This is a genomic window from Staphylococcus sp. EZ-P03 (assembly GCF_003344575.1).
GTDB lineage: Bacteria > Bacillota > Bacilli > Staphylococcales > Staphylococcaceae > Staphylococcus > Staphylococcus simulans_B.
In genome coordinates this window covers 60110-85943 of record NZ_QPMO01000016.1, presented here as the reverse complement: position 1 = coordinate 85943, position 25834 = coordinate 60110, and the positions used below count along the sequence as shown (strand labels likewise).

Here is a 25834-nt window from a genome sequence, read left to right as displayed (position 1 = left end):
TTGCTGCTTTGTGTTTATAAATATTATTAATCCAGTTTGCTTTGATTATAGCCTCTCAGGAGATAAAACAGTCTCAAGTTCGAGTATTTTCAAGAATTCTGCTGCCGCATATTTAAGTGCAGCTTCATCAATATCGAAATAAGGACTATGGTGCGGGTAGTCAGTACCTTTTTGAGCGTTGCCGCAGCCTGTTAAGAAGAATGCGCCAGGTCTGACACGTTGATAGGCAGAGAAGTCTTCTCCGACCATCATCATTTCTGCTTCTGTAAATCTTAAATTAGAGTCATGTGCTGCTTGTTTTACTGTTTCATACGCTTGTTCATTATTATGAACAGGAACATAACCGCGTTCGTAATCCAGTGTATATTCGATATCATTTGCGACTGCTAAACCTTGCAAGAGTTTATCGAGTTTATTCATAATGTGGGTCTGCAGTTCTGAATCGAATGTTCTTACGGTACCGCGGCAGATAGCTGAGTCAGGGATAACGCTGTCTGATGCACCTGCTTGAATCATACCGAATGTCACCACAGCTTGTTTAATCGGGTCTACAGTACGAGAAACAATCTTTTGCGCACTTAAGATAAATTCAGCTAAGATGACAATCGGATCAATTGTTTCATGCGGTTTTGCGCCATGTCCGCCTTTACCTTGAATACTGACAGTGAATTCATCAGGTGATGCCATCATAGCACCAGGGCGTGAATAGATGATGCCTGTGGGATAGCCGCTCCATAAGTGGTTGCCGTAAACACGGTCTACACCGTCTAAAGCACCATCATCAATCATTTGCTGGGCACCGCCTGGGACAATTTCTTCGCCGTATTGGAAGATTAAAACGACATTGCCTTTTAAATAGGCTAAGTTTTCATTAATAATTTGTGCCACACCCAGTAAGATAGCCGTATGTCCATCATGTCCGCATGCGTGCATGCAGCCTTCGTTTTTAGAACGGTAGGGCTTATCGTTTAATTCAGTGATCGGCAATGCATCAAAGTCAGCACGCAGCGCAACAGTCGGCCCTTCTTCTTGTCCTTTAAACGTTGCGACAACCCCATTTTTACCGACAGGACGGCGGATATCGCAAGCAAGCTGTTCGAGCTGATTGACGATATAGTCATGTGTGTTGTGTTCTTCGAAAGAGAGTTCTGGATATTGATGCAGATGTCTTCTGATTTGAATCATAGACTTCTCTTTCTCTTGTGCAAGTTGATACCAATTAATCATGGTATTCACCTCTTCTGTAATTAGTATAGATGTACTTATTATAGCACGGACCCTTTGATTTAAACCCGAAAAGGGAAAGGCGATATTTTCAAACATTGAAAATGCTAAAAAATGCGAATTTAAAGTTATTTGAAAGTACTCAGCTTTTCTAAAAGAATAAAATGCGTTATGATATATGTAATCAAACACAAGGGGGATTTACTACCAATGGTTCAATCATTACACAATTTTTTAAGTGAAAATATCCAGCATTTAAAAGATAACGGACTTTACAACGAAATTGACACAATTGAGGGTGCAAACGGACCGGAAATTACAATTAACGGTAAAAACTACATCAACTTATCTTCAAACAACTACTTAGGATTAGCAACAAACGAAGATCTTAAAGAAGTAGCAAAAAAAGCAATTGATAAATACGGTGTAGGTGCAGGTGCTGTACGTTCAATCAACGGTACTTTAGATGTGCATGATGAATTAGAAAAAACATTAGCAGAGTTCAAAGGTACTGAAGCAGCAATCGCATACCAATCTGGTTTCAACTGTAACATGGCTGCGATTTCAGCAGTTATGAACAAAAACGATGCAATCCTTTCTGATGAATTAAACCATGCCTCTATCATTGACGGCTGCCGTTTATCAAAAGCTAAAATCATTCGTGTGAACCACTCAGATATGGATGATTTACGCCAAAAAGCAAAAGAAGCGGTTGAATCAGGCCAATACAACAAAGTTATGTACATTACTGATGGTGTCTTCAGTATGGACGGCGACGTTGCGAAATTACCTGAAATCGTTGAAATTGCGGAAGAGTACGGTTTAATCACTTACGTTGATGACGCACATGGTTCAGGTGTGATGGGCAAAGGTGCCGGTACAGTTAAACATTTCGGCTTGCAAGATAAAATCGATTTCCAAATCGGTACACTTTCTAAAGCAATCGGTGTTGTAGGCGGTTATGTAGCTGGATCTCAAGAATTAATCGACTGGTTAAAAGTACAATCTCGTCCATTCTTATTCTCAACTTCATTAACTCCAGAATCTTCAGCAGCAATTATCGCAGCAGTACGCAAATTAATGGATTCTACAGAGTTGCATGACAAGCTTTGGGAAAATGGCGACTACCTTAAAGAAGGTTTGAAAAAATTAGGCTATGATATCGGAAACTCAGATACTCCGATTACACCAGTAATCATTGGTGATGAAAAGAAAACTCAAGAATTCAGTTCACGCTTAAAAGATGAAGGCGTTTATGTAAAATCAATCGTCTTCCCAACTGTTCCAAGAGGTACAGGCCGTGTACGCAACATGCCTACAGCTGCACATACTAAAGAAATGTTAGATGATGCTTTAGCAGCATATGAAAAAGTAGGTAAAGAATTAGGTATTATTTAATAGACAAGTATGAAAAGAAGCGGAAAAGTTCAAGGATGAGCTTTTCCGCTTTATTTTTTGTGTTTTAAGAGTTTTATGTGTTCTGATTTGTTCATAAAATATATTAAGCATCAGGTTCTGCTTCTGTTAAATCAGTAAAGTTCAACTCAGGTTTGACGACATACGATTTTTCTTCGCCAGATGACAGCAATTCTTCGGTAAGTTTGATTTTATAAATATTATTGCTGCTGTAGTCTTTGAAATAATAAGTTAAATGATGTGTATCTGCTATGGCTTGGTATTGCGTGTAATAAATTGTGCCTTCGTCTAAGACAATACCGCGCGGAATACTGACAGTATCCAATAGCTTGAAGAGGTTATTCAAACGTTTGCGATCATCTTCTGTATCTTCGATAAATTGTCTGAAGTGTGCCATTTTCACAAAACGAGATGGTGAAGTATAACCGCCTGGCAATGTTTCAGTACCTGCTTCTACACCTAAGGGACGTATAGTTTCAATCCCAAGCAAAGAAGGTGAAGGTGCTTCGACATTGAAGTTGGTATATTGTCTTAAGTTCTGGTAGTGCCATTCGAGATTCGGATTATTTGTTAAGACACGGACAGGATTTTCTTTAATGATGAGCTGCCCATCTGCAGGAATCACTACAACACTTTGTCCTGTTTGATCTGTGACCATAAAGTGAAGCGGCGGTACACTATCTAAAGCGGGATTGACTTGTTTTAATAAGCGTACACTATCCGCTTGTTCCTTGAGTTCTTTAATAGAATCATTCATGCCTAATGCCCACATAATAAATTCTTCCGGTTCTAAATTAATGTTGTCGCTGGAAGTGGATGTAGCATAAGATGCTTCTTCTTGATAATAAAGCACTGAAACAGCTAAGCCTTGTTCATTTACGCCATCCGCAAAAACAACACCATTCACAGTCATTGCAGTACCGACAAAGCCGTAATCTAATGTAAAGCCGCGACCATTCATTGTCGTCCAATCATGATGTCTTGGAATGACTTTAGGGAATGAGTTTAACGCAAAAGAAAAATCCATGGTGCGTGCTAAATAATTGCTGTCGTACTGCGATGTATAAGTTAAGCTTGTACACATATTGAGTGCCTCCTTAGTTTGAGCAATGTTTACGTGAAATTGTTAGAATAAGCATAACATGAAGGAAGAACGATTATCGAATTAAAGGAAGAAGCGAAAGAGGGAAAGAGATATGAAAATAACAACATGCGAAGATGCAGCGTTATTAGCACGCTTGAATAAAAATGTACACACTTTGCATCATCAAGCCTATCCAGATATCTTCAAACCCTACCATTATTTAGATACATTAGATTTATTTCAAAAGCTGCTTGAGCGTCCAGAACATTATTTGCTAGTCGCAATAGAGAAAGAAGAAGCATTAGGTTACGTGTGGTGTCAGGTGCTTAGTTTGTATGAAACACCTTTTCGATATGCGCAAAAGACTTTATATGTACATCAAATCGGTATAGAACCTGAGTATCAAAATAAAGGGTATGGACATGCGCTTATGGATTATATTGAAAAGATTGCAGTTGAAGAAGCATGCGATACAGTAGAATTGGATTACTGGGTGCAAAATAATCATGCGGCTTTATTTTATGAAAAAGAAGGCTATGAAACTTTACGGCACTGTTGTCGCAAAAAACTTTAAAATGTATGTGCTTATTTAAAATTATAAGTAAAAATAATAAATTAGTGAAAAATTGCAATATGCAAATGTAAGCGCTTTACTTATCTTTGTACATATGATATATACAATAGTAAGGAGATATAGTAAAATATATTCAAATAGAAACAGAATATACATCTCAGAAATACACCTTGTCTTTATAAAAACACACTCAAATTCAAGGGGATGAAATTCATGAAAAGAATTATGATTACTGGTGCACTTGGCCAAATCGGTACGGAACTTGTATTGAAATGTCGTGAAATTTACGGAACAGAGAATGTATTGGCGACAGATATCAGAGAGCCTGAAGCAGACTCTCCAATCAAGGAAGGACCATTCGAAATTCTTGATGTGACAGATATAGAGCGTATGAAGGAAATCGTTTCTGAGTTTAAACCGGATGCGATGATGCACATGGCTGCATTACTTTCAGCAACTGCTGAAAAGAACCCGCAGCTTGCTTGGAATATCAACATGGGCGGTTTAGTCAATGCGTTAGAAACAGCACGTGAATATGACTTGCAATTCTTTACACCAAGTTCAATCGGTGCATTCGGACCGACAACACCTAAGAAAGATACACCTGCACTTACAATCCAACGTCCAACTTCAATGTACGGGGTAAATAAAGTATCGGGAGAATTGTTATGTGAGTATTACCATACTAAATTCGGTGTGGATACACGCAGTGTACGTTTCCCAGGGTTAATCTCATATGTTAAAGAACCAGGCGGCGGAACTACAGACTATGCCGTTGAAATTTACTTTGAAGCAGTACGTAAGGGAGAATACACTAGCTTCATCGATAAAGGCACATACATGGACATGATGTTTATGGATGATGCGATTGATGCAATTATTAAATTAATGGAAGCACCTGAAGATGAATTAAAACATCGTTGTGCTTTCAACTTAAGCGGTATGAGCTTTGAACCAGAAGAAATCGCAGCATCTATTCAAAAACACATTCCAGACTTTAAATTAAGTTACGATGTAGATCCTGTACGTCAAGGTATTGCGGACAGCTGGCCGGATGCGATCGACACAAGCTGTTCAAGAGACGAATGGGGCTTCGCACCCAAATATGACTTAGATAAAATGACTGAAGCTATGTTAAACGGTGTCAGAGAAAAAGAAGCAGCAGCACAAAAATAAATCATAATAGGTAAAGCGCAAAAGCAGGGCTGAATGTAATTAAAAAGACTTTTGTATCCAGCTTTACTTAATAGACAGGCAATAAAGAAGCAGGTGAAGCGGGTGACCTTGGGTTGAGGTGATTCGCATCACCTGTTTTTTAATTTGTATCCAGTTTTATGATGAAGTTGGAGGAGAACTGAATGAAACAGTTAATAGTACCAGAACACTTAAAAAGAGGAGATACGGTTGCGCTGGTTTCACCTTCTTCGGGAGTAGCAGGCGAATCTTTTGTGCAATATCGTGTACAAACAGCAATTGACCGCTTAAAGACAGTATTCGGTTTGAAAGTAAAAGTGATGCCGAATGCATTGAAAGGTCTGGATTTCGTATATCGTCATCCAGAAAAAAGAGCAGATGATATTCATCAAGCACTCTTAGATGGAGAAGTTAAAGCACTGATTACATTCATCGGCGGTGAAGAATCTATGAGAATTGTACCTTTTCTAGATGAGAAGCTGATACAGCAGTATCCTAAAATTTTCATGGGCTATTCAGATGCGACATCAATTCATTTGAAGTTTTTCAAAGCAGGAGTACGCAGTTATTATGGGCCTGCTGTTTTAACAGATTTCGCAGAACATATAGAGATGGACGAATATACAACAGATCATATATTCAAAACGCTGTTTGCCAACCAGATTATCGGAAATATCGACACTGCTACTTATTACCGTCAATTCGGTTTGAAGTGGGGGAAACAAAGCCGCTTTGTATCTCGGCCGAAAATTGAAAATACAGGCTATGAAGTGATTAATGGCAATGGTATTGCTGAAGGAAAGTTAATAGGCGGTTGTTTTGAAGTTCTTAATAACTTGAGAGGTACATCTGTATTTCCTGAAATTGAAGCATTTGAAAATAGTATATTATTTGTGGAAAACTCTGAATCACAATTACCGCCATACTTTTTAAAACAAGCGCTGCGTTCTTTTGTGTACATGGGTATATTCGATAAAATCAGTGGTGTAATTATTGGAAAGCCTCAGAAAATTGAGCAAACACAAATGATTAAAACAACATGGCAAGATGTCTTGAAAGAAAACGGCTATGATGATTTGATTGTTATGATTAATGCAAGTTTTGGCCATAATGAGCCTAAATGTATTTTGCCCTACGGTGCGCAAGCAGTATTAGATACCGAGACGCCTTCATTTTCGATTTCAGAACAAGGATGCAAGTAGAGAAATTATCTGCAAGAAAGCAGGCTTCTTAGTAATTGCTACCCCTCACAGTTGCATTCATCTATCTACTGTACAATAATGGAGATGTAAACAATTTTAGTGACATGCATCTTCAATCAATGAAACAGATACATAGGGGGAAAATGACAGGGAATACTGTTGATGTATCATTTTGATTAGGGGTATATTTTTGAAATTTTCTAAAAACTCATTGAATACAAGGTGTTTGATTGCTATACTTTTAGTATTATCTTATTTATAAGCAAATTTTTAGGAGGCAAAAATCATGTCAGAAAATGTTAAATTCGAGAAACGTGAAGAACTTAAACAAAAACCAGATCCAAGCAACTTAGGATTCGGTCAACACTTCACAGACTATATGTTAAGTTACGACTACGATGAAGATAAAGGTGGTTGGCATGATTTGAAGATTACACCTTATGCACCGATCGAATTAGATCCAGCTGCACAAGGACTTCATTATGGCCAAGCTGTCTTTGAAGGTCTAAAAGCATATAAACATAATGGAGAAGTTGATTTATTCAGACCAGACCAAAACTTCAAACGTATTAACCAATCATTAGCACGTTTAGAAATGCCTCAAATCGATGAAGAATTATTATTAGAAGGCTTAAAAGAACTTGTTAATGTTGAACGTGATTGGGTACCTGAAGGCGAAGGACAATCATTATACATTCGTCCATTCGTATTTGCGACTGAAGCAGGTTTAGGTGTACATCCAGCAACACACTACAAATTATTAATCATCTTATCACCATCAGGTTCTTACTATGGCGGAGATGCATTAAAACCTACACGTATCTATGTTGAAGACAAATACGTTCGTGCCGTACGCGGCGGTGTTGGTTTCGCTAAAGTTGCTGGTAACTACGCAGCAAGTTTATTAGCACAATCTAACGCAAACAAAGAAGGCTACGACCAAGTATTATGGTTAGACGGTGTAGAACAAAAATACATCGAAGAAGTCGGAAGCATGAACATCTTCTTCGTTGAAAACGGCGTACTTGTTACACCAAAATTAAACGGCAGTATCTTACCTGGTATTACACGTAAAACAGTAATCGAACTTGCAAAAGAATTAGGTTACAAAGTTGAAGAACGCCGTGTTTCTGTAGATGAGTTATTCGAAGCATACGACAGAGGCGAATTAGACGAAGTCTTCGGTACAGGTACAGCTGCAGTTATTTCACCTGTAGGTACTTTAAAATATGAAGACCGTGAAATCACTATTAATAACAACGAAACAGGTAAAATTACGCAACACTTATACGACCAATACACTGGCATTCAAAGCGGTAAATTAGAAGATAAACACGGCTGGAGAGTTGTGGTCCCTAAACACTAATAGGAAGTAGATGAATAAGTCGGAAATCGTAATACAGTGCGGTTTTCGGCTTATTCTTTTTTGTTTTGGTTTGATAGAAGTATGTTTCTGATTGTATTTTTATTTACAAGTGTCCGTCCTGTTGTATAATTGGAAATGATTATCGACAGAGGTGCTTTTATGAGATATATTTTGATTGCGATTGGACTCATCGCTGCAATTGTCGGTTTTATCGGAATTGTGGTTCCTTTATTGCCGACTACACCTTTTTTACTTTTAGCAGCTGTCTGTTTCTCTAGAAGCTCAGAGAGATTTAATCGATGGTTAGTCAATACAAAAATTTACGGCGAATATGTCGAGAGCTTTAAAAGAGATAGAGGCTTCACTTTAAAGAAAAAATTTAAGATATTGATGAGTTTGTATATAGTGATTGCTTTTTCAATTTTTATGATAGAACACAGTTTAGTGAGAATCGGCTTATTGATTATGGTAACGATTCAAACAGTTGTCTTGTTTACTTTGGTAAAAACTTTGCCGGAAGATTCGAAAGAAGATAAACAGCGTTAAGCTGAAACGGTTTGAAATAGAATGATTCAAAGTCTTGTATCCAGTTTTCGGAGACAAGGCTTTTTTAAATTTCCTTCATTTCAGCCGAACTGATAAAATGGGATAAAAGGTTAAAGAAAGAAGTGAAATCATTGGCAATTAAGTGGATCTTATTTGATAAAGACGGAACATTAATCGATTTTGATATGAGCTGGATGAAAATTGGTATTCAAATGGTAGACCAATTTGTTGAGCGCTTTATTTCGGATGAAGATCAAGCACACGTGTATCAAACATTAGGTGTGAATAAAGAGACAAATCAAATTGAACCAGGGACACCGATGGCATGTGGTTCACTTGATGAAATTATTCAAAATTTCAATGCGCTGGCAGGTGAAGATGTAGGTGAATGGACGCGTCAAACCAGTCAATATTTGATTGATCACAGAGAACCTGAAATCAAATGGATTGAGGGTATGGTAGAAGCATTAGAAACTTTAAAAGCACAAGGCTATCGCATCGGTATTATTACCAGCGACACTAAAAAAGGAACAGATCAATTTATAGAGACGACCGATACAGAAGCTTTCTTTGATTTAGTTATATCTACAGAAGCCAATGCGGCTGAGAAACCTGACCCTGCTGTATTAAACCCGCTCTTTGACCAAGAGAAGGGGCTTAAAGCAGAAGAAATCGCAATTGTGGGCGATAACCCTAATGACATCCAAACGGCTGTTAATGCCCATCTAGGCCTTTCTGTAGCGGTGTTGACCGGTGTAGGACAAGCACATGAATTTAAGCAGGCCGATTATGTCGTTGAAACGGCCCCTGAAGTGGTGAATATCTTAAAAGGACAATCATCAGATAAAGAATAACAGCGCAGATGCATAAAAAGAGGTGATTAACATGAACAATCCAGGCACAGTAGCAGATGGACGCTACGCAGAATATCAAGGAGAAGTGTTTCGTGTATTGAATGATTCCGGCAAAACATTGCATTTAGTGACTGAAGATGCCGGTGCACGTGCGTTAGGCTTTGAAGCTAAGACCACTAAGCATTCAAGCCATACACTCTATTATAAAGATGTAGCACGCCATGAAGTGGAAGCACTATATGATCTTAAACATGAAGCACGCTACGGCGGTACCTTATTTGATTTGTATTTTGATATGCAAGGTCAAAGTTATATCGGGACCAGCGATGTAAACAAAGCAGAAGCTTTTGGTTTAACAGAAAAGGATGAGGGCTATTTCAGTAAAGCTGTCAATGATGATGAATATGAACCTGTTATTTATCGCGAGGAATTAGAAATATAATTAATGTTGGAGGGGTGATATGATGCGTCAATTAATTCTATTTGATTTTGACGAAACGTATTATAAACATCAAACCACGAAAGAAGATATTCCAAAACTGCGTGAACTTGAATCGACATTGCGACTGGCTGAAGACAAGCATCAAGTGATTACTGCGGTGTTATCCGGCAGTATCTTTGAAAGCATCATGGAGAAAATGGAACATGTTGAAATGGAGTATAAACCGCACTTTATCTTTTCTGATTTATGTTCAAAACTATTTGAGCGAGATGATAAAGGTGTGTACCATCGTTCTAAAGACTATGACCAAGCTGTTTCAGAAACAACATTCACTAAAGAAAAAGTCGATGAAATTATCAACGACTTTGAGTCTGAACACCACGTTGAACTTCATCCGCAAAGAGCCTTCAGAGATGAAGAAACATTGTATGAATACTATTATTATGCACAAGGTGATGAAGCGCAAGATGCGCAGTATTTAAAAGATTTACAAGATAAAGCCGCAGCTTATGATTATGCCGTGCATTATAATAAAACGAATCCTAAAGCAGGCGACCCTGAAGATGCCTATGATGTACACTTTACACCGAAAAATGCTGGAAAGTTATTTGCTGTGCGTTATCTGTTAGATATGTATGACCTTGATTCAGAAGAAGTACTAGGTTTCGGTGACAGTGGTAATGATGAGGTTTATTTAAGTCATATTGGTCATCCGTTTGTGATGCATAACAGCACAGATGATGATATGAAAGAGAAATTCCCAGCCACACATTATGATTATTATAAAGGGTTAAATGATGAAATTAAGCGTTTCTTTGATAAACGAATTAATACAGATTGATTCAAAGTAAAAGAAAATCATGTATCTCACTCAGCTAAGAGAAGAGATACATGATTTTTTGGCTGCTCATTATTTTCTTGGATCTACATTACGGTGGATATCAATGATATGCGCAATTTTATCCAGCACCGGATCTAAGGTATCTGGGCTTTCATGCAAATCGTATTCGTTGATGTTCACGCGTACGACAGGGCAGGCATTGAAACTTGAAATCCATGCTTCATAACGACGGAAGAGTTTCTTCCAGTATTCTGGATCTGTATCGATTTCCATTTGGCGTCCGCGTTGTCGAATACGTTCAATGACTTCATCATAATCGCATTCAAGATAAATTAAAATGTCAGGTTTTGGGAAGTAAGGCGTCATGACCATCGCTTCAAACAACTCTGAATAGGTTTTGAAGTCTTCTGGCGACATTGTGCCTTGTTCTTCATGCATTTTCGCGAAGATATCAACGTCTTCATAAATGGAACGGTCTTGAATGAAACCGCCGCCGTATTCAAACATACGTTTTTGTTCTTTGAAACGTTCTGCCAAGAAATAGATTTGAAGATGGAAACTCCAACGTTCAAAATTATCGTAGAACTTATCAAGGTATGGATTATGATCCACATTCTCAAAAGAAGTGCGGAAATTTAATTTTTCAGCTAAAGCACGTGTTAAGCTGGATTTACCAACGCCCACGGTACCTGCGATAGTAATCACTGCATCTTGAGGGATACCGTAATTATTCATGCGTGTTGCCTCCTATCATTGATTGGACAATGTTTAATATATTGTTGTAATCGTCTGGACGATTAACGAAATCGATATTTGTTGTATTGATGCGGATGACTTGTTTCCCTTGTTGTTTTAAATCTTGATAAAAACGGTAATAAGCATCTTTTAAGTTCAACAGATAATCGTCTTCGATTTGTGCTTCAAAACTGCGATTGCGCTTTGCGATACGCTGTTTTAACACGTCTAAATCAGCATCGAGAAAAACAACAATATCCGGCATCATCAAATCTTCAGTTAAAATATCAAAGATACGATCAAATTTATGGTACTCTGTATCTGTCAAAGTTTGACGTGCAAAAATTTTATTCTTATAAACATGATAATCGCCGACAATACCTTTGTTATGATGTTTGAGGTCTTGAACTTGTTTATAGCGATTGCACAAGAAGAACATTTCTGTTTGGAAACTCCATTTTGAAATGTCGTCGTAGAAATCGGACAAGAAAGGGTTCTCATCCACAATTTCTTGTGCTTCATGGTAGTTAAGAGATTGACTTAATAAGTGTGCTAATGAGGATTTGCCTACTCCTATAGGTCCTTCAATAGCGATATAAGGTTGATTCATAAACAACACTCCAAGTGTTAAAATAGACAATAGATATTGTATCACATGGTAAGGGATTGAACCTATGACATTAGATGAAAAATATATGAAAATCGCATTAGATGAAGCAAAAAAAGCACAAGCCATCGGGGAAGTGCCGATTGGTGCTGTGATGGTTAAAGACGATGAAATTATAGCACGTGCACATAACTTAAGAGAAACCATTCAACTTCCGACGGCACATGCAGAACATATAGTAATAGAGAAAGCAGCAGAAGCGGTAGGCAGCTGGCGTTTAGAAGGGTGTACGCTTTATGTTACTTTAGAACCTTGTGTGATGTGTTCAGGCGCTATCGTTATGAGTCGGATACCTAGAGTGGTATATGGTGCAACAGATCCGAAAGGCGGATGCAGCGGCAGCTTAATGGACTTGCTGCAAGAAGATCGTTTTAACCACCGTGCTGAAGTAGTAAGCGGTGTATTAGAAGCAGAATGCGGACAAATTTTAAAAGACTTCTTTAAACAATTAAGAGATAAGAAAAAAGCAGCAAAGCAACAAAGAACAGAAGAATGATCAAACATCTTTCAGGATATAATTAAAATAAGCAAATAAGACAGACGAATTCTTGTGAGGAAGTTTGTCTTTGTTTTTTGTAAAGAGTGTAAAAAATATGTGAGTTTAAGGCGGTTTTAAGGCGATTTTAATACTTGATAGGGTTTATCTGAGAAATAGGCCGAACAGACGATAGAAGTATCCGGATGAAATTTGATAGAATGAGGTTAGACTACGTTGTAATATATTAAGTTTACGACACTGCGGTAAAGACAATAGAAACGAGGTTAATTCATGATTAAATTAATTGCGACAGATATGGACGGAACATTATTAAATGCAGCACATGAAATTTCAGAGGAAAATATTAAAGCGATTAAAGCAGCGCAAGACCAAGGGATTACGGTAGTAATAGCGACAGGACGTGCTTTCTATGAAGCCAATGCGCCTGTGGAACCTACAGGATTAAAAGTCCCTTATATTTGTTTGAATGGTGCAGAAGTACGTGATGAATCATTTGATATTATGCATACTTCAAGTTTGAATCATGAAATGATTGAACAGATTACACACGTACTGAACCGTGAAAATATTTATTACCAAGTGTATACGAACTTTGGTATTTATACAGAAGACCCGCAAAGGGATTTAGATATTTATATTGATATTGCTGAGCATGCCGGTCAAAAAGCAGATGTTGAAAAGATTAAAAAACATATTCAGCATCGTATTGACCAAGGGACACTTAAAGTTGTCAGCAATTATGACCAAATTGCGGAAACACCAGGTGAAATTGTGATGAAACTTTTAGCATTCGACGGCGATGTCGAAAAAGTAGACCGTGTCAGCAAAGAATTAGCAGAACATCCAAACTTGGCAATTTCATCTTCTGCACGCGGAAATATCGAGATTACGAATGCGTATGCGCAAAAAGGGATTGCGTTAGAAGAAATCGCCAGCCAATTAGGCATTAAAATGGAAAATGTCATGGCTATCGGCGATAACATGAATGATGTATCTATGCTTTCACGCGCAGGTTATCCGGTCGCAATGGAAAATGCGATTCCAGAAGTGAAGGAATACGCGAAATATGTGACAGACACAAACCAAAACAGCGGTGTCGGTAAAGCAATCAATAAAATGTTAGAAGAACAATCAAAATAATCTAGTTGAGGTGACGAATTTCATGAAGGGTGTCATTATTGTCGGGAGTGCACGTGTGGAATCACACACTAAAGCACTGGCACGATTCTTAAAGGGACAGTTTAATGAAAAAGAGGTAGAGGTTGAGATTTTCGACTTAGCAGATCGTCCGATTCATACATTGGACGTTTCAGGAACAAGTAATCCGCCAAGCGACTATCAAGAGAATGTGAAAGATTTACAAACATTGGCAAGAGAAGCGGACTTTATTATTTTAGGTACACCGAACTACCACGGTTCTTATTCAGGTGTACTGAAAAATGCTTTGGATCATCTGACTATGGATGATTTCAAAATGAAACCGGTCGGCTTAGTAGGCAACAGCGGCGGTATTGTAAGTGCGGAACCATTATCCCACTTGCGTTTGATTGTACGTACATTATTAGGTATCGCAGTACCTACGCAAATTGCGACACATGACTCTGATTATGGGAAGTTGGATGACGGAACATTCTTCTTACAAGACGAAGAGTTCCAATTACGTTCACGCTTATTTGTAGAACAAATTGTGTCATTTGCGGAAAGCCGTCCATATGAACATTTAAAATAAGTAGAATAGTAAGCAATCAAAAGCCCTGATTAATGTCATGAGACAAGGTAGTTAAACCTTAATCAACATTAAGTCAGGGCTGTTTAAATGAGTATACATTTAAATATGATTTTCGTACAGTTGTTGTTTTCATTTTTACTTAATTAGTCGTGATAAAATTCTTAAATTCCTTTATAAAATTCAGGGTTATATTTGAAGTATTTGATTTGTTAGTAATTAAATGAATATTAATATATTTAGGTTCTTTAAAATCCCAATAATGTAACGAGTCAATCTTAGGTATAAATGTAGTAGGAACTAACGCAATACCTAAACCAAGTTTAACCGATTCTAACATACCATTAAGAGAGTCAATCACAATAATTGATGGCTCTTGACAAAACTCATTTCTATACCAGGATATGAGTTTTTTTCTGTAGGGACAATTTTTATTGCTTGAAACAATTAATTTAGGTGAGCGTGTTTCTGTTTGTGAATAAGTTGATATAATTTCGAAATGATCTTTAAAACATATGTGTGACAAAAAAGGAGATTCTAAAAATTGTTCATCATCAATAAAGGCACAATCAATTTTATTATCATATAGTAATTGAGTCATTTCTGATTGGCTTGCTGAATATATTGTAATATCCACTAAAGGTTCTTTTTTAGTATATGAAGAGATGAATAAAGGAATAGATTTAGATGCTAAAGATTGAAATGCACCGACTTTAATTGTATGTCGTTTGTTAAACATTTCTTTGTTTGCAGAATCTATTATATCTGTGACTTTTATTGCATAAGACAACAATTTTCTACCTTCCTCTGTTAACTCAACTCCCTTATTACTTCTTATAAGTAATTGGCAATTTATTTCCTTTTCTAATTTTTTGATTTTATGAGTGATATTAGATTGGACATATCCTAAATTTAATGCAGCTTGTGAAATAGATTTTGTGATTGCAACTTCTTTAAAAATCCTTAATTCTAAACTTTCCATATTACATATCTCTCCTGTGGTATTACTTATTTTGATAATGAGCATGTCTTTTTTTCATTATACAACTAGCATTACAGAATGGATAATAAAAATATAAAGTATTGCACGCGTGAACTTTAGGAGGAAGTCAAAGAATAGAGCGAGGAGTACTGACAAAATTATTAGGAGAGGTTACTATAGATGGATTTAAAATTTTATAGATGGATTATTTTATTGATTGGTGTATTAGCACAAATGACATTCTCTATTGGATATGCTGGTGTAGCTGTTTCTGGACTATTTTATAGAGAGTTTTATGGATTTACATTATCGCAAGTTGGATTTATTTTAGGGTGTATGGCATTAGGAGTTGCTTTATCTGAATTAATATGGGGAGCTCTAACTGATTACTTAGGTGATAAACTTGTTCTTCTAATAGGGTTGTTAGGATCAGCAATTTGTTTCTTTATGATTGGGAAAATAAGCGGAAATATACCTAATTATTACATTTACTGTTTGCTTTTAATTTTAGCTGGTACTTTTGGAGGAAGTGTGAACTCAAGTTCTGGTAGAGCTGTTATGTCTTGGTTCACTTATAGCCAACGAGGACTAGCTATGAGTATAAGACAAACAGCAATTCCTATTGGAGCAGCTATTGGTTCGTTTTTATTCCCTACCTTTATATCTAAATATGGTTTTGTAAATACATTTTTTATGCAAGGATCTTTATGTATTATATCTTCGATATGTGTGTGTATTTGGTTGAAAAAATTGGAAAATAAGCAGCATAACAAAACATCTGAAGTTTCTGAAGATAATGATGTCAAATCTCCATATAAAAGAGTCTATGTATGGGAAGTAGCAATTGTTGGAGGGATATTGACTGTTTCCCAGATGGCTATTTTAACTTTTTCTTCTGTATATTTACATGATGTGTACGATGTGAAAATGATAGTTATAGTTTATATATTGATGGTGGTACAAATTTTAGGCGGTATTTTGAGAATAATACTTGGTGGATTAAGTGATAAATACAAAAATCGGGTTACATTTCTAATTTATTTATCACTCGGAATAGGTATAACAAGTATAATATTAAGCTTCATTGCAACGAGTTATATGATGATATCAATAATTTTGTTGTTTATTTTAGGAATTCTTTCTAACTCTTGGACTAGTATAGCATATACCTATATTGCTGAGATTTCAGGAGTTAAATTTGCTGGTAGAGCTTTAGGAATGATAGGTACGACAGTGTTTGTTGTAGCATTTATAATTCCATTCATTATACCTACGATTATTCACTATTTTAATTGGAACGGCTTATGGTTAATAGTAAGTATATTAACATTTCTAGCTATTGTTTTAATTAACAAAAAGAAGGATGAGGTACGAAAAATACTATAGCAATAGTTAATAAGAAGACTGATTAATAGTAAGTGGTTAAATTGAAATTTAAAATATAGAAACGTATTAGAATAAATGATATTAAAGAAAAGCCTGTAAGTTTTGGAGGTGAACTCTGAAACTTACAGGCTTTATGTTTTTCTATTCTAAATTAGCATGATTTTGCTGCATTGCAGTTTCATCAATGTTGAATGTTTCCATTAAGTTTAAGACAACTGCATCTAAGAATAATTGTGCAGATTGTTCGAAAAGACTGCCTAATGGTTGTGCTGAACCTTCAGCATCGTATTTAGTGCCGGCTGGCAACTCGATTGTTGTATCTGCAAGTTCACCGATTTTTGAGTCAGGTTTTGTTGTTACTAATGCAACACGTGCACCTTCGCCTTTAGCTTTTTCAGCTAATAAGCGTAAGTGTTCTGTGCTGCCTGAACCTGAAATAACGATAAATAAGTCGCCTTCATGAATTGAAGGTGTTGTAATACCGCCGATGATGAAAGCAGGTTGTTCAAGTTGATTTAAACGCATTGTGAAGCCATTAGCAACGAATCCAGAGCGGCCTTTGCCTGCGACAAAGATGTTTTTTGCGTCTTTGATTGCTTTTTCAAAGTTTTCAACATCTTCTTCTTTTACGTTAGCTAATGTTGTTTTCAGCTCGTCTAAAATAAGTTGATATTTTAATTCTGCCATAACTTATTTCCCTTCAACTGCGTCGCGGCAAGCTTTAGCAGCTTCTACTGGATCGTCAGCATTTGCGATGCCGCCGCCGACAATGACTAAGTCTGGTCCTTCAGCTACGATGTCTTTGATTGTATCTGGTTTGATACCGCCAGCAACTGCAACTTTAGAATTTTTGATAACTGATTTAACAGTGTGTAAATCATCTAATGGTGATTTACCTTGTGCTTGCAAGTCATAGCCGATGTGTACTGCGATATAGTCTGCACCCATTTCGTCTAATTCTTTTGCACGTTTTTCAATGTCTTGTACAGCAATCATGTCTACTAATAATTGCTTGTCATTTTTGTGTGCTTCTTCGATTGCTGCTTTGATAGAAGCATCTTCTGCAACACCTAAGATTGTTACAACGTCAGCGCCGAATTTCACTGCTTGGCTGACTTCGTAGTCTGCCGCATCCATGATTTTCATATCTGCAAGGACTTTAACACCGTCGATATTATCGTCCATGTATTGAACAGCTGGTAAACCTTCGTTATAAATGATAGGTGTACCGATTTCTACGATATCAACATAATCTTTCACTTTGTTAGCTAACTCTGCAGCGTCTTCTTTATTTAATAAATCAATTGCTAATTGTAGTTCCAAAATGATTCATCCTTTCATAATGTGAGTGTTGTAACTTTTGCTTTACCTAAATTGTATACCCTGTTTGATAATGTACAAACAATAGGCAAGTTTACTTATCAGGTGCTGCCGCATCATCTACATATATTTCTACATTCGGGTGATCATATAATACAGTTGCCGGTACATCTGGATCTTGAATACCGCTCGCAAGTTTGGTAATCGCATCTTTCTTTTTCTCTCCGAATGCTAATAAGATGATACGTTTTGCAGACAAGATTGTAGAAAGTCCCATTGAAATCGCTTGTTTCGGCACATCTTCTTCGTTGTCGAAGTAGCGGCTGTTAGCTTGAATTGTACTTTCTGTTAAATCTACGACACGTGTCACACTGTCTTTTGCTGTTCCTGGTTCATTAAAACCGATATGTCCGTTTTCCCCAATACCCAAGATTTGAATATCTACAGGACCTTGTTCTTTAATGAGTTGTTCGTAGCGTGATGTTTCAGCTTCTAAATCTTTTGCATCCCCAATCGGTAAATGTACATTTTCTTCTTTGAAATGCGGATAGCGATCGAATAGAACTTCATGCATATAATGATGGTAACTCTCAGGGTGATCTGCTGATAAACCAATATACTCATCTAAGTTGAATGTTTCTACATTTGAAACATCTAATTGGTTGCGTTCCAGCAGGTTGACGAAGTTGGAATAAACATCAACCATTGTACCGCCTGTTGCCATGCCCAGCTTACTGTCAGGATGACGGCTGATTTGATTGAATAATTCACATGCTGTATAAAACGAAGCATCGTCTCTATTGCCTAAATTAATAATTTTCATTATGAATGACCTCCTTATTATTTATCTGTTATGAAGACATACATGTCCATTATAACGGGGTGCTATACAAACAGATAGTAAATCCCCCTCATTTTATAGAAATGTTTCAATAACCTCTTTAGAAAGTGTTAGAACAGTTATATAATGTAAATATTGTTTCTAAATATTGAATAATAACCGATAATTCCTATGGTTTTTTATGGAATGAGCAAGTGGTTATATTTATTGACGCTGATTTAGTACAATTAAGTGATACAGAATAATAGATAAATTAAACACGGCACAGTATAGATGGGGTTAACAATTGAATTTGTTTTGTGTAAGGGAGTGAGCGACTTGGAGCCGATAGAATATGAGAAAGTGCAATCTTTATTATCATCTTATGTAGACCAGCCGGTATACTTGCATGTTGAGACGACTAATGGCGCATATGCGAACCATTTTGATCAACGTGTATTTAATGCTGGGACTTTCTTAAGAAATATTAAAGTTGTCTTTGAACATGCAAAGCTTAAAGGCGGCGGTAAAGACCCGTTCAGAGTAGGTTTGAAACTGCAAGATAACGGATGGGTTTATGTACAAGGTTTAACGCATTATGAAGTGAATGAGAATAATGAATTCTTGCTTGCTGGATTTAATTATGAAGGACAGTTAGCGGCAGCGCTGGAAATCAGTACTGTACCGTTTCAAATATAAGGAGGACGTATCATGTCAGAGGAACAACAAGTATTAGTTATCTTTCCGCATCCTGACGATGAGACGTTCTCATCAGCAGGAACATTAGCCAGATATATAGACAACGGTGTACCTGTTACTTATGCTTGCCTGACTTTAGGTCAAATGGCGCGCAACTTAGGGAATCCGCCGTTTGCGACACGCGAATCTTTGCCGGATGTCAGAGAGCGCGAGTTGGAAGAAGCAGCGAGAGTAATAGGTATCAAAGATTTAAGAAAGATGGGGTACCGTGACAAGACGGTAGAATTTGAACCTTATGATAAGATTGATGGAATGGTAGAAAGCTTAATCGATGAACTGCATCCATCAGTAATCATTTCATTCTATCCAGGTTATGCTGTACATCCTGATCATGAAGCGACAGCGGAAGCGGTTGTAAGAACAGTGGGACGTATGCCGAAGGCACAGCGTCCGCGTTTACAATTAGTGGCTTTTAGTAATGATGCAATTGATGAATTAGGGGAACCTGATATTGTGAACGATATCAGTGATTATAGAGAAGTAAAATTAGATGCATTCAAAGCACATGCATCACAATCTGGACCTTTCTTGCAGCAACTTGCTGAACCGCAAGTTCCAGATACAGCCAAAAGTTTCTTAGAACAAGAAACTTATTGGACTTATAATATTGAATCATGAGTGGAGGCGCACACAGATGACTGAATTTGATTTATCAACACGTGAAGGTCGTTGGAAACACTTTGGTTCTGTTGATCCGATTAAAGGTACAAAACCAACAGTAAAAGAAGAAATGACAGACTTGCAAAGCACGCACAAAGATTTCCTATTTGAAATTGAAGAAGTCGGGATTAAAAACTTAGTCTATCCCGTAATTATAGATGAATATCAAACTGCAGGCACATTCGCATTCTCAACAAGTTTAACAAGAGAAGAAAAAGGCATTAATATGAGCCGTATTTTAGAGAGTGTTGAAAGACACTATGACAATGGTGTGAGATTAACATTCGATAACTTACACACTGTATTAGACTCGCTTCAAAAACACATGAAGCAAAGTTCTGCGGGTGTAGATGTATCAGGTAAATGGTTCTTTAACCGCTACAGCCCAGTAACAAACTTAAAAGCTGTCGGCAACGCTGATGTAACTTACGGCATGGCAGTTGAAGGGGATAAAGTGACACGCCAAGAATTAACAGTTCAAGCAACAGTCACAACATTATGTCCTTGTTCAAAAGAAATCAGTGAATACTCTGCACACAATCAGCGCGGTGTGATCACTGTAAAAACGTATATTAATCCAGAGGCGACATTACCATCAGATCATAAAGAAGTTATCTTAGATGCAATGGAAGCCAATGCAAGCTCAATCTTATATCCTATCCTTAAACGTCCAGACGAAAAACGCGTCACAGAACGCGCTTATGAAAACCCGCGTTTTGTGGAAGATTTAATTCGTTTGATCGCAGCGGACTTAGTAGAATTAGATTGGTTAGAAGGCTTCGATATTGAATGCCGCAATGAAGAATCTATTCACCAACACGATGCATTTGCGAAATTAAAACACAGAAAATAATAAATAGGCAATCAACAATAAGCCGCCTTGCGTGATTCGGTACTTTGCCGAATCATGCTGGCGGCTTTTTATGTCTTTCAATAAAAAAAGAGCACTGCATATAACCTGTTGGGACGGCAGGCAACAAGAGAGAAGGGACGGTCTCACTTGTTTAGCAGTGCTCTTATTTTTAGGGTGAGCCGATAAGCAGTGTCAGGGGAAGGGTGTTGCTTATCGGCTTTTTTAATTCAATGATTAGATTAACTGTTAATGCTATCGCAATTTTATTGTTAGGATATGATTACCTTTTATTTAGGAGGTTAAATGCGATTTTTGCATTGTCTATGTCGGTGTAGAGGAAGCACTCAGCCTTTTAGGTGGGTAGAAAGGTGTAACGATTATTTATAGAATTTACATTTAGGATTGATTTAGGATTCACACATTACATTTTGCTTCCTCTACATTGATTATTGTATTAAATTTTTTGGAATGATACATGGGGCTTCGGTATCAACTTTTTCTAGGACTAATTGATGAGAGCGTGAACGTTGATTTTTTTGAATTGCGGTGCTTTTCCTCTTATGTATAAAAAGAGACAAGCTCAAAGAACGAGCTTGTCTGTATCATGAATTGCTATAGGTTTGTTTATACTTCAGCAACGGTTACATCGATTTTTTCGATACGGTTATAGGCACCGTGGTCAACCGGACCTACAAAGTCGTTCATTTTCCAACCGTTTTTAATCGCTGAAGCAACGAATGCTTTAGCGTTAATCACAGCATCTTTAGGTGATTGGCCGTTTGCTAAATTAGCTGTTGTCGCAGCTGCGAAAGTACAGCCAGCACCATGGTTATAACTTTGTTGGAACATGTCTGTTGTAAGTTGATAGTATTTATCGCCATCGTAGTATAAATCATATGATTTATCTTGATCTAAAGCTTTTCCGCCTTTGATTACAACGTTTTGTGCACCTTGTTCATGAATGATTTTAGCGGCTTTTTTCATATCTTCGATAGATTTAAGTGTACCTAAACCTGATAATTGACCTGCTTCAAAGAGGTTAGGTGTTGTTACTGTTGCTTTTGGCAATAAATATTTAATCATTGCATCTGTGTTGCCAGGGTTTAAGACTTCGTCTTCGCCTTTACATACCATTACAGGGTCAACAACGAAGTAGTCTGCACCTGATTCTTCAAATGCTTCGCCAGCACGTTTAATGACTTCCTCAGTACCTAACATCCCTGTTTTAACAGCATCTGGACCGATAGAAATTGCTGTTTCTAATTGTTTGTTGAAGACATCAAATGGAATAGGTGTTACATCATGCGACCATGTTTCTTTGTCCATAGTCACAATCGCTGCTAAAGCGACCATTCCGTAAGTGTCTAATTCTTGGAATGTTTTTAAATCTGCTTGCATTCCCGCACCGGCACTTGTATCTGAACCGGCAATTGTTAATACTTTTTTCAATGCCATAATACTACACTCCCTAACGTTTTCGTTTCTTTAATCATAACACGATTCCAAGGGAGGATTGAACTTTTTGATATATCCTGTGTTATCATATGTTTGAGGTGATACCATGGAGTGGTCTGAAGTATTTCATGACATAACAAGCCGTCATGATTTCAAAGCGATGCATGATTTTTTAGAGAAAGAATATACGACACAAACTGTCTATCCAGACAGAGAAAATATCTATCAAGCCTTTGATTTAACACCATTTGAAAAGGTGAAAGTCGTGATATTGGGACAAGATCCTTATCATGGTCCAAAACAAGCGCATGGTTTGGCGTTCTCGATACAGCCTGGGGCTAAATTCCCGCCTTCATTGCGCAATATGTACCAAGAATTAGCTGATGATATCGGTTGTCAGCGTACAGTATCTCATTTGCAGGACTGGGCACGTGAAGGTGTGCTGTTGTTAAATACTGTTTTAACTGTGCGTCAAGGCGAGGCACATTCTCATCGCGGCATAGGCTGGGAAATCTTTACAGATGAGATTATCAAAGCTGTTTCTGACCATAGAGACCATGTGGTGTTTATTTTATGGGGCAAACCCGCACAACAAAAGGAAAAGCTGATTGATACAACCAAGCATGATGTGATTAAGTCTGTGCATCCGAGCCCATTATCAGCGTACCGCGGTTTCTTTGGTTCTAAACCGTATTCACGGGCGAATGCTTATTTAGAAGCACATGATCAAACACCAGTGAATTGGTGCGGAGAGGGGGAAATGCGATGAACAAAGAGAAATTAATCGCATTGATTGAACGTGAATTAGTGCAGGCAGATGAAGCGCACAGCGAAGCGGAATTTAATAAGCATATGTATGCGATTCATACATTGACTTCGCTTTATACAGATGCAGAACCGTCTGATACAAGCAAAGTGTATGCGAAACAATCAGCACCGTATCAGCAACCTGCTGCGCATACTTCAGTGCAAAAACAATCTCCTTCAACATCCGGTGTGTCTGCTGAGGAAATCAAAGCGATGGGCGGCAAGGTTGCTTCTAATTCAGAAACACCGAATTCATCGACACCGCCAGGTGCTTCTAATAAAATGGTAACTGATGACCAACTCGGCAATGGCGATTCTATATTTGACTTTTAACTATAAAGGAGCGATTAAGCAATGAATCTTAAATCAATGAAAACATTTGTAGCACTCGGTGCAGGGTGTGCTGCATTATCAGTTGCGACAGGAGCATTCGGTGCACATGCGTTAGCTGATAAATTATCACCGCACTATTTAGATGTGTGGAATAAAGCAACAACATATGAAATGTATCACAGCTTAGGGTTAGTCGGTATCGGGATTTTAAGCGGTACAACTAAATTAAACTTAAAAGCTGCAGGATGGATGATGTTTGGCGGTATTGTCATCTTCAGCGGCTCACTTTATGTATTATCATTAACACAAATCAAACCTTTAGGTGCAATTACACCAATCGGAGGCGTGTTATTTATCGCTTCTTGGGTAACTTTACTCGTACAATCACTAAAATTAAAAAAATAAACCAATAAACGGTTCAAAAATTCATCTCACAGGGTATAATGTATCGAATGAGGTGAATTTTTTATTATGGGAGAAAGAGATAGAAAACACCATAAAAAAGTAGACCGAGGAGATTTACAACAGAACCTGTCAGAAAAGTTCGTCTGGGCAATTGCCTATGGTTCATGTATAGGCTGGGGTTCTTTTATATTGCCTGGGGACTGGATTAAACAATCAGGTCCGATTTCAGCAGCAATCGGTATTACAATTGGTGCATTATTAATGATTATTATTGGTGTAAGTTACGGGGCACTTGTGAAACACTTCCCAGTATCAGGAGGCGCTTTTGCCTTCAGTTATTTAAGCTTTGGGAGGTATGTGAGTTTCTTCTCATCATGGTTTTTAACTTTTGGTTATATTTGTGTTGTCGCATTGAATGCGACCGCCTTTAGTTTACTCTTGAAGTTTATGATGCCGAGCGTACTCGAGCATGGTAAACTTTACACCATCGCCGGATGGGATGTTTACATCACTGAAATTATTATCGCAACCGTTTTATTATTACTCTTTACGTTTATTACGATACGTGGTGCACACGTGTCAGGGAGCTTGCAGTATTATTTCTGTGTTGCGATGGTAATAGTTGTACTACTGATGTTCTTCGGATCGTTTTTCGGAAGCGAATTTTCATTCAGTAATTTACAACCTTTAACTAACGAGTCCAAAGGCTGGTTTACTTCAATTATCTTGATAGTGGCTGTAGCGCCATGGGCATATGTCGGGTTTGATAACATTCCGCAAACCGCAGAAGAATTCGACTTTGCGCCGAATAAAACATTCAAACTGATTGTTTACAGTTTGCTTGCGGCAGCAGGGACGTATGTCTTGATGATTCTTTATACAGCATGGTTAAGCAAAAGCAGTGAAAGCTTAAACGGCAACTTGTGGTTAACAGGTGCTGTAACACAACAAGCTTTCGGCTACATTGGTTTATTCATACTTGCTATCGCAATCATCATGGGTATCTTTACAGGACTTAACGGTTTCTTGATGAGTTCAAGCCGTTTATTATTCTCAATGGGCCGTTCAGGAATTATGCCGGGAATATTCAGTAAACTGCATTCAAGATACAAAACACCGTATGTCGCTATTTTATTCTTGGGTGCTTTAACACTGATTGCGCCATGGTTAGGACGTACTGCATTAACTTGGATTGTAGATATGTCTTCAACGGGTGTATCAGTCGCATACTTAGTCACATGTTTATCAGCTGCGAAATTATTCAGCTATAACAAAGCAAGCAATACTTACGCTCCGGTTTATAAAACCTTTGCGATTGTTGGTTCGGTATTTGCGTTTATTTTCTTAGGATTATTATTAATCCCAGGATCACCAGCCGCTCTATCATTACCATCTTATATTGCTTTAATCGCATGGCTAGTGTTAGGTTTGATTTTCTTCATCGTACGTTATCCTAAGCTTAAACGTATCGATAAAGATGAACTCAGCCGCTTGATACTTGATACAAGTCAAGAAAGAGTAGATGAGATTATTGAAGAACCGGGAGATAACGACACACCAGAAACAGATAGACCTTCAAATACAAGAGATTCAAATTATAAAAATCAATAGATACTTTTAAATAAGGTGAGGCCATCATTAAAGGTGCCTCACCTTTAATCGTTTATAGAGTTTGTTAAGCAAC

At 37.5% G+C, this 25834-nt stretch carries 29 protein-coding genes; 20 read left to right on the top strand and 9 right to left on the bottom strand.

Translation table 11 applies throughout. From position 1 onward, the window contains the following. Positions 1 to 45: 45 nt before the first annotated feature. Entirely contained in the window at positions 46 to 1227 is a 1182-nt protein-coding gene (locus DVJ99_RS08990; RefSeq protein WP_114603966.1) for a M20 family metallopeptidase, read from the bottom strand. 207 nt (positions 1228 to 1434) lie between these two features. On the opposite strand from DVJ99_RS08990, the gene DVJ99_RS08985 reads away from it, so the two are divergent. Continuing rightward, positions 1435 to 2622 carry a glycine C-acetyltransferase gene (locus DVJ99_RS08985; RefSeq protein ID WP_105993387.1) on the top strand — a complete coding sequence of 396 codons (1188 nt, stop codon included), beginning with the start codon at positions 1435 to 1437 and terminating at the stop codon, positions 2620 to 2622. A 103-nt stretch (positions 2623 to 2725) separates the two neighbouring features. On the opposite strand, the gene DVJ99_RS08980 is transcribed toward DVJ99_RS08985, so the two are convergent. Next, positions 2726 to 3724, bottom strand: coding sequence for a choloylglycine hydrolase family protein (locus DVJ99_RS08980; RefSeq protein WP_114603965.1), 999 nt, complete (start codon positions 3722 to 3724; stop codon positions 2726 to 2728). A 112-nt stretch (positions 3725 to 3836) separates the two neighbouring features. Here DVJ99_RS08980 and DVJ99_RS08975 point away from each other — a divergent pair, with 112 nt between their 5' ends. From DVJ99_RS08975 to DVJ99_RS08940, 8 genes are all read left to right on the top strand, one after another. Then, entirely contained in the window at positions 3837 to 4298 is a 462-nt protein-coding gene (locus tag DVJ99_RS08975; RefSeq protein WP_114603964.1) for a GNAT family N-acetyltransferase, read from the top strand. 213 nt (positions 4299 to 4511) lie between these two features. Beyond that, on the top strand, positions 4512 to 5474 hold the full coding sequence (locus DVJ99_RS08970) for an L-threonine 3-dehydrogenase (RefSeq protein WP_114603963.1): 963 nt from the start codon (positions 4512 to 4514) through the stop codon (positions 5472 to 5474). Between the two features lie 182 nt (positions 5475 to 5656). Further along, the gene (locus DVJ99_RS08965) at positions 5657 to 6694 is read left to right on the top strand and encodes a S66 family peptidase (RefSeq protein WP_114603962.1); all 1038 of its coding nucleotides are present in this window, start codon (positions 5657 to 5659) and stop codon (positions 6692 to 6694) included. 286 nt (positions 6695 to 6980) lie between these two features. After that, a complete protein-coding gene (locus DVJ99_RS08960; protein WP_105993392.1) occupies positions 6981 to 8060 on the top strand; it encodes a branched-chain amino acid aminotransferase in 1080 nt (359 codons plus the stop codon). A 159-nt stretch (positions 8061 to 8219) separates the two neighbouring features. Further along, entirely contained in the window at positions 8220 to 8606 is a 387-nt protein-coding gene (locus DVJ99_RS08955; RefSeq protein WP_114603961.1) for a YbaN family protein, read from the top strand. 137 nt (positions 8607 to 8743) lie between these two features. After that, complete coding sequence (locus DVJ99_RS08950; protein WP_114603986.1) at positions 8744 to 9460, top strand: HAD family hydrolase; 717 nt, start codon at positions 8744 to 8746, stop codon at positions 9458 to 9460. 31 nt (positions 9461 to 9491) lie between these two features. After that, a complete protein-coding gene (locus DVJ99_RS08945) occupies positions 9492 to 9902 on the top strand; it encodes a hypothetical protein (RefSeq protein WP_114603960.1) in 411 nt (136 codons plus the stop codon). A gap of 22 nt (positions 9903 to 9924) precedes the next feature. Continuing rightward, positions 9925 to 10743 (top strand): HAD-IIB family hydrolase, encoded by an 819-nt coding sequence (locus DVJ99_RS08940; protein WP_240430829.1) that lies wholly within the window; start codon positions 9925 to 9927, stop codon positions 10741 to 10743. Positions 10744 to 10812: 69 nt separating this feature from the next. Here DVJ99_RS08940 and DVJ99_RS08935 read toward each other — a convergent pair whose 3' ends face one another. Then, on the bottom strand, positions 10813 to 11478 hold the full coding sequence (locus tag DVJ99_RS08935) for a deoxynucleoside kinase (RefSeq protein WP_114603958.1): 666 nt from the start codon (positions 11476 to 11478) through the stop codon (positions 10813 to 10815). Beyond that, a complete protein-coding gene (locus tag DVJ99_RS08930; RefSeq protein WP_114603957.1) occupies positions 11471 to 12088 on the bottom strand; it encodes a deoxynucleoside kinase in 618 nt (205 codons plus the stop codon). Before DVJ99_RS08930 ends, DVJ99_RS08935 begins: the two co-directional genes overlap by 8 nt. A 64-nt stretch (positions 12089 to 12152) precedes the next feature. Between DVJ99_RS08930 and tadA the strand changes: the two genes are divergently transcribed. The 3 genes from tadA to DVJ99_RS08915 all read left to right on the top strand — a co-directional run bounded on the left by tadA (position 12153) and on the right by DVJ99_RS08915 (position 14373). Beyond that, entirely contained in the window at positions 12153 to 12641 is a 489-nt protein-coding gene (gene tadA / locus DVJ99_RS08925; protein ID WP_114603956.1) for a tRNA adenosine(34) deaminase TadA, read from the top strand. A gap of 273 nt (positions 12642 to 12914) precedes the next feature. Further along, a complete protein-coding gene (locus DVJ99_RS08920; protein WP_114603955.1) occupies positions 12915 to 13784 on the top strand; it encodes a Cof-type HAD-IIB family hydrolase in 870 nt (289 codons plus the stop codon). A 22-nt stretch (positions 13785 to 13806) separates the two neighbouring features. After that, positions 13807 to 14373 carry an NADPH-dependent FMN reductase gene (locus DVJ99_RS08915; RefSeq protein ID WP_105993400.1) on the top strand — a complete coding sequence of 189 codons (567 nt, stop codon included), beginning with the start codon at positions 13807 to 13809 and terminating at the stop codon, positions 14371 to 14373. A gap of 139 nt (positions 14374 to 14512) precedes the next feature. Here DVJ99_RS08915 and DVJ99_RS08910 read toward each other — a convergent pair whose 3' ends face one another. Beyond that, positions 14513 to 15352 carry a LysR family transcriptional regulator gene (locus tag DVJ99_RS08910; protein WP_162912165.1) on the bottom strand — a complete coding sequence of 280 codons (840 nt, stop codon included), beginning with the start codon at positions 15350 to 15352 and terminating at the stop codon, positions 14513 to 14515. Positions 15353 to 15532: 180 nt separating this feature from the next. On the opposite strand from DVJ99_RS08910, the gene DVJ99_RS08905 reads away from it, so the two are divergent. Next, positions 15533 to 16738, top strand: coding sequence for an MFS transporter (locus tag DVJ99_RS08905; protein ID WP_114603953.1), 1206 nt, complete (start codon positions 15533 to 15535; stop codon positions 16736 to 16738). 141 nt (positions 16739 to 16879) lie between these two features. Here DVJ99_RS08905 and hxlB read toward each other — a convergent pair whose 3' ends face one another. The 3 genes from hxlB to nagB all read right to left on the bottom strand — a co-directional run bounded on the left by hxlB (position 16880) and on the right by nagB (position 18881). Next, the gene (gene hxlB / locus DVJ99_RS08900) at positions 16880 to 17425 is read right to left on the bottom strand and encodes a 6-phospho-3-hexuloisomerase (protein ID WP_105993401.1); all 546 of its coding nucleotides are present in this window, start codon (positions 17423 to 17425) and stop codon (positions 16880 to 16882) included. A 3-nt stretch (positions 17426 to 17428) separates the two neighbouring features. Further along, positions 17429 to 18061, bottom strand: a complete 633-nt coding sequence (gene hxlA / locus DVJ99_RS08895) for a 3-hexulose-6-phosphate synthase (protein WP_114603952.1) — start codon at positions 18059 to 18061, stop codon at positions 17429 to 17431. Between the two features lie 91 nt (positions 18062 to 18152). Next, on the bottom strand, positions 18153 to 18881 hold the full coding sequence (gene nagB / locus DVJ99_RS08890) for a glucosamine-6-phosphate deaminase (RefSeq protein ID WP_114603951.1): 729 nt from the start codon (positions 18879 to 18881) through the stop codon (positions 18153 to 18155). Between the two features lie 336 nt (positions 18882 to 19217). Between nagB and DVJ99_RS08885 the strand changes: the two genes are divergently transcribed. From DVJ99_RS08885 to folE2, 3 genes are read left to right on the top strand one after another with little or no spacing between them, the layout of a single operon-like run. Then, on the top strand, positions 19218 to 19577 hold the full coding sequence (locus DVJ99_RS08885) for a YojF family protein (protein ID WP_162912164.1): 360 nt from the start codon (positions 19218 to 19220) through the stop codon (positions 19575 to 19577). Between the two features lie 12 nt (positions 19578 to 19589). After that, on the top strand, positions 19590 to 20255 hold the full coding sequence (gene bshB2 / locus DVJ99_RS08880) for a bacillithiol biosynthesis deacetylase BshB2 (protein WP_114603950.1): 666 nt from the start codon (positions 19590 to 19592) through the stop codon (positions 20253 to 20255). Positions 20256 to 20271: 16 nt separating this feature from the next. Beyond that, positions 20272 to 21150 carry a GTP cyclohydrolase FolE2 gene (gene folE2 / locus DVJ99_RS08875; protein WP_114603949.1) on the top strand — a complete coding sequence of 293 codons (879 nt, stop codon included), beginning with the start codon at positions 20272 to 20274 and terminating at the stop codon, positions 21148 to 21150. 624 nt (positions 21151 to 21774) lie between these two features. Here the strand turns inward: folE2 and thiD are convergent. After that, on the bottom strand, positions 21775 to 22605 hold the full coding sequence (gene thiD, locus DVJ99_RS08870) for a bifunctional hydroxymethylpyrimidine kinase/phosphomethylpyrimidine kinase (protein WP_105993407.1): 831 nt from the start codon (positions 22603 to 22605) through the stop codon (positions 21775 to 21777). 106 nt (positions 22606 to 22711) lie between these two features. Between thiD and DVJ99_RS08865 the strand changes: the two genes are divergently transcribed. The 4 genes from DVJ99_RS08865 (at position 22712) to DVJ99_RS08850 (ending at position 25761) form a co-directional block, all read left to right on the top strand. Next, positions 22712 to 23374 carry a uracil-DNA glycosylase gene (locus DVJ99_RS08865; RefSeq protein ID WP_105993408.1) on the top strand — a complete coding sequence of 221 codons (663 nt, stop codon included), beginning with the start codon at positions 22712 to 22714 and terminating at the stop codon, positions 23372 to 23374. Beyond that, complete coding sequence (locus tag DVJ99_RS08860) at positions 23371 to 23745, top strand: DUF5327 family protein (protein WP_114603948.1); 375 nt, start codon at positions 23371 to 23373, stop codon at positions 23743 to 23745. The genes DVJ99_RS08865 and DVJ99_RS08860 overlap by 4 nt, the downstream gene beginning before the upstream one ends. Positions 23746 to 23766: 21 nt before the next feature. Beyond that, complete coding sequence (locus DVJ99_RS08855; protein WP_105993410.1) at positions 23767 to 24150, top strand: DUF423 domain-containing protein; 384 nt, start codon at positions 23767 to 23769, stop codon at positions 24148 to 24150. A gap of 66 nt (positions 24151 to 24216) precedes the next feature. Next, entirely contained in the window at positions 24217 to 25761 is a 1545-nt protein-coding gene (locus DVJ99_RS08850) for an APC family permease (protein WP_114603947.1), read from the top strand. The last annotated feature ends 73 nt before the right edge of the window (positions 25762 to 25834 follow it).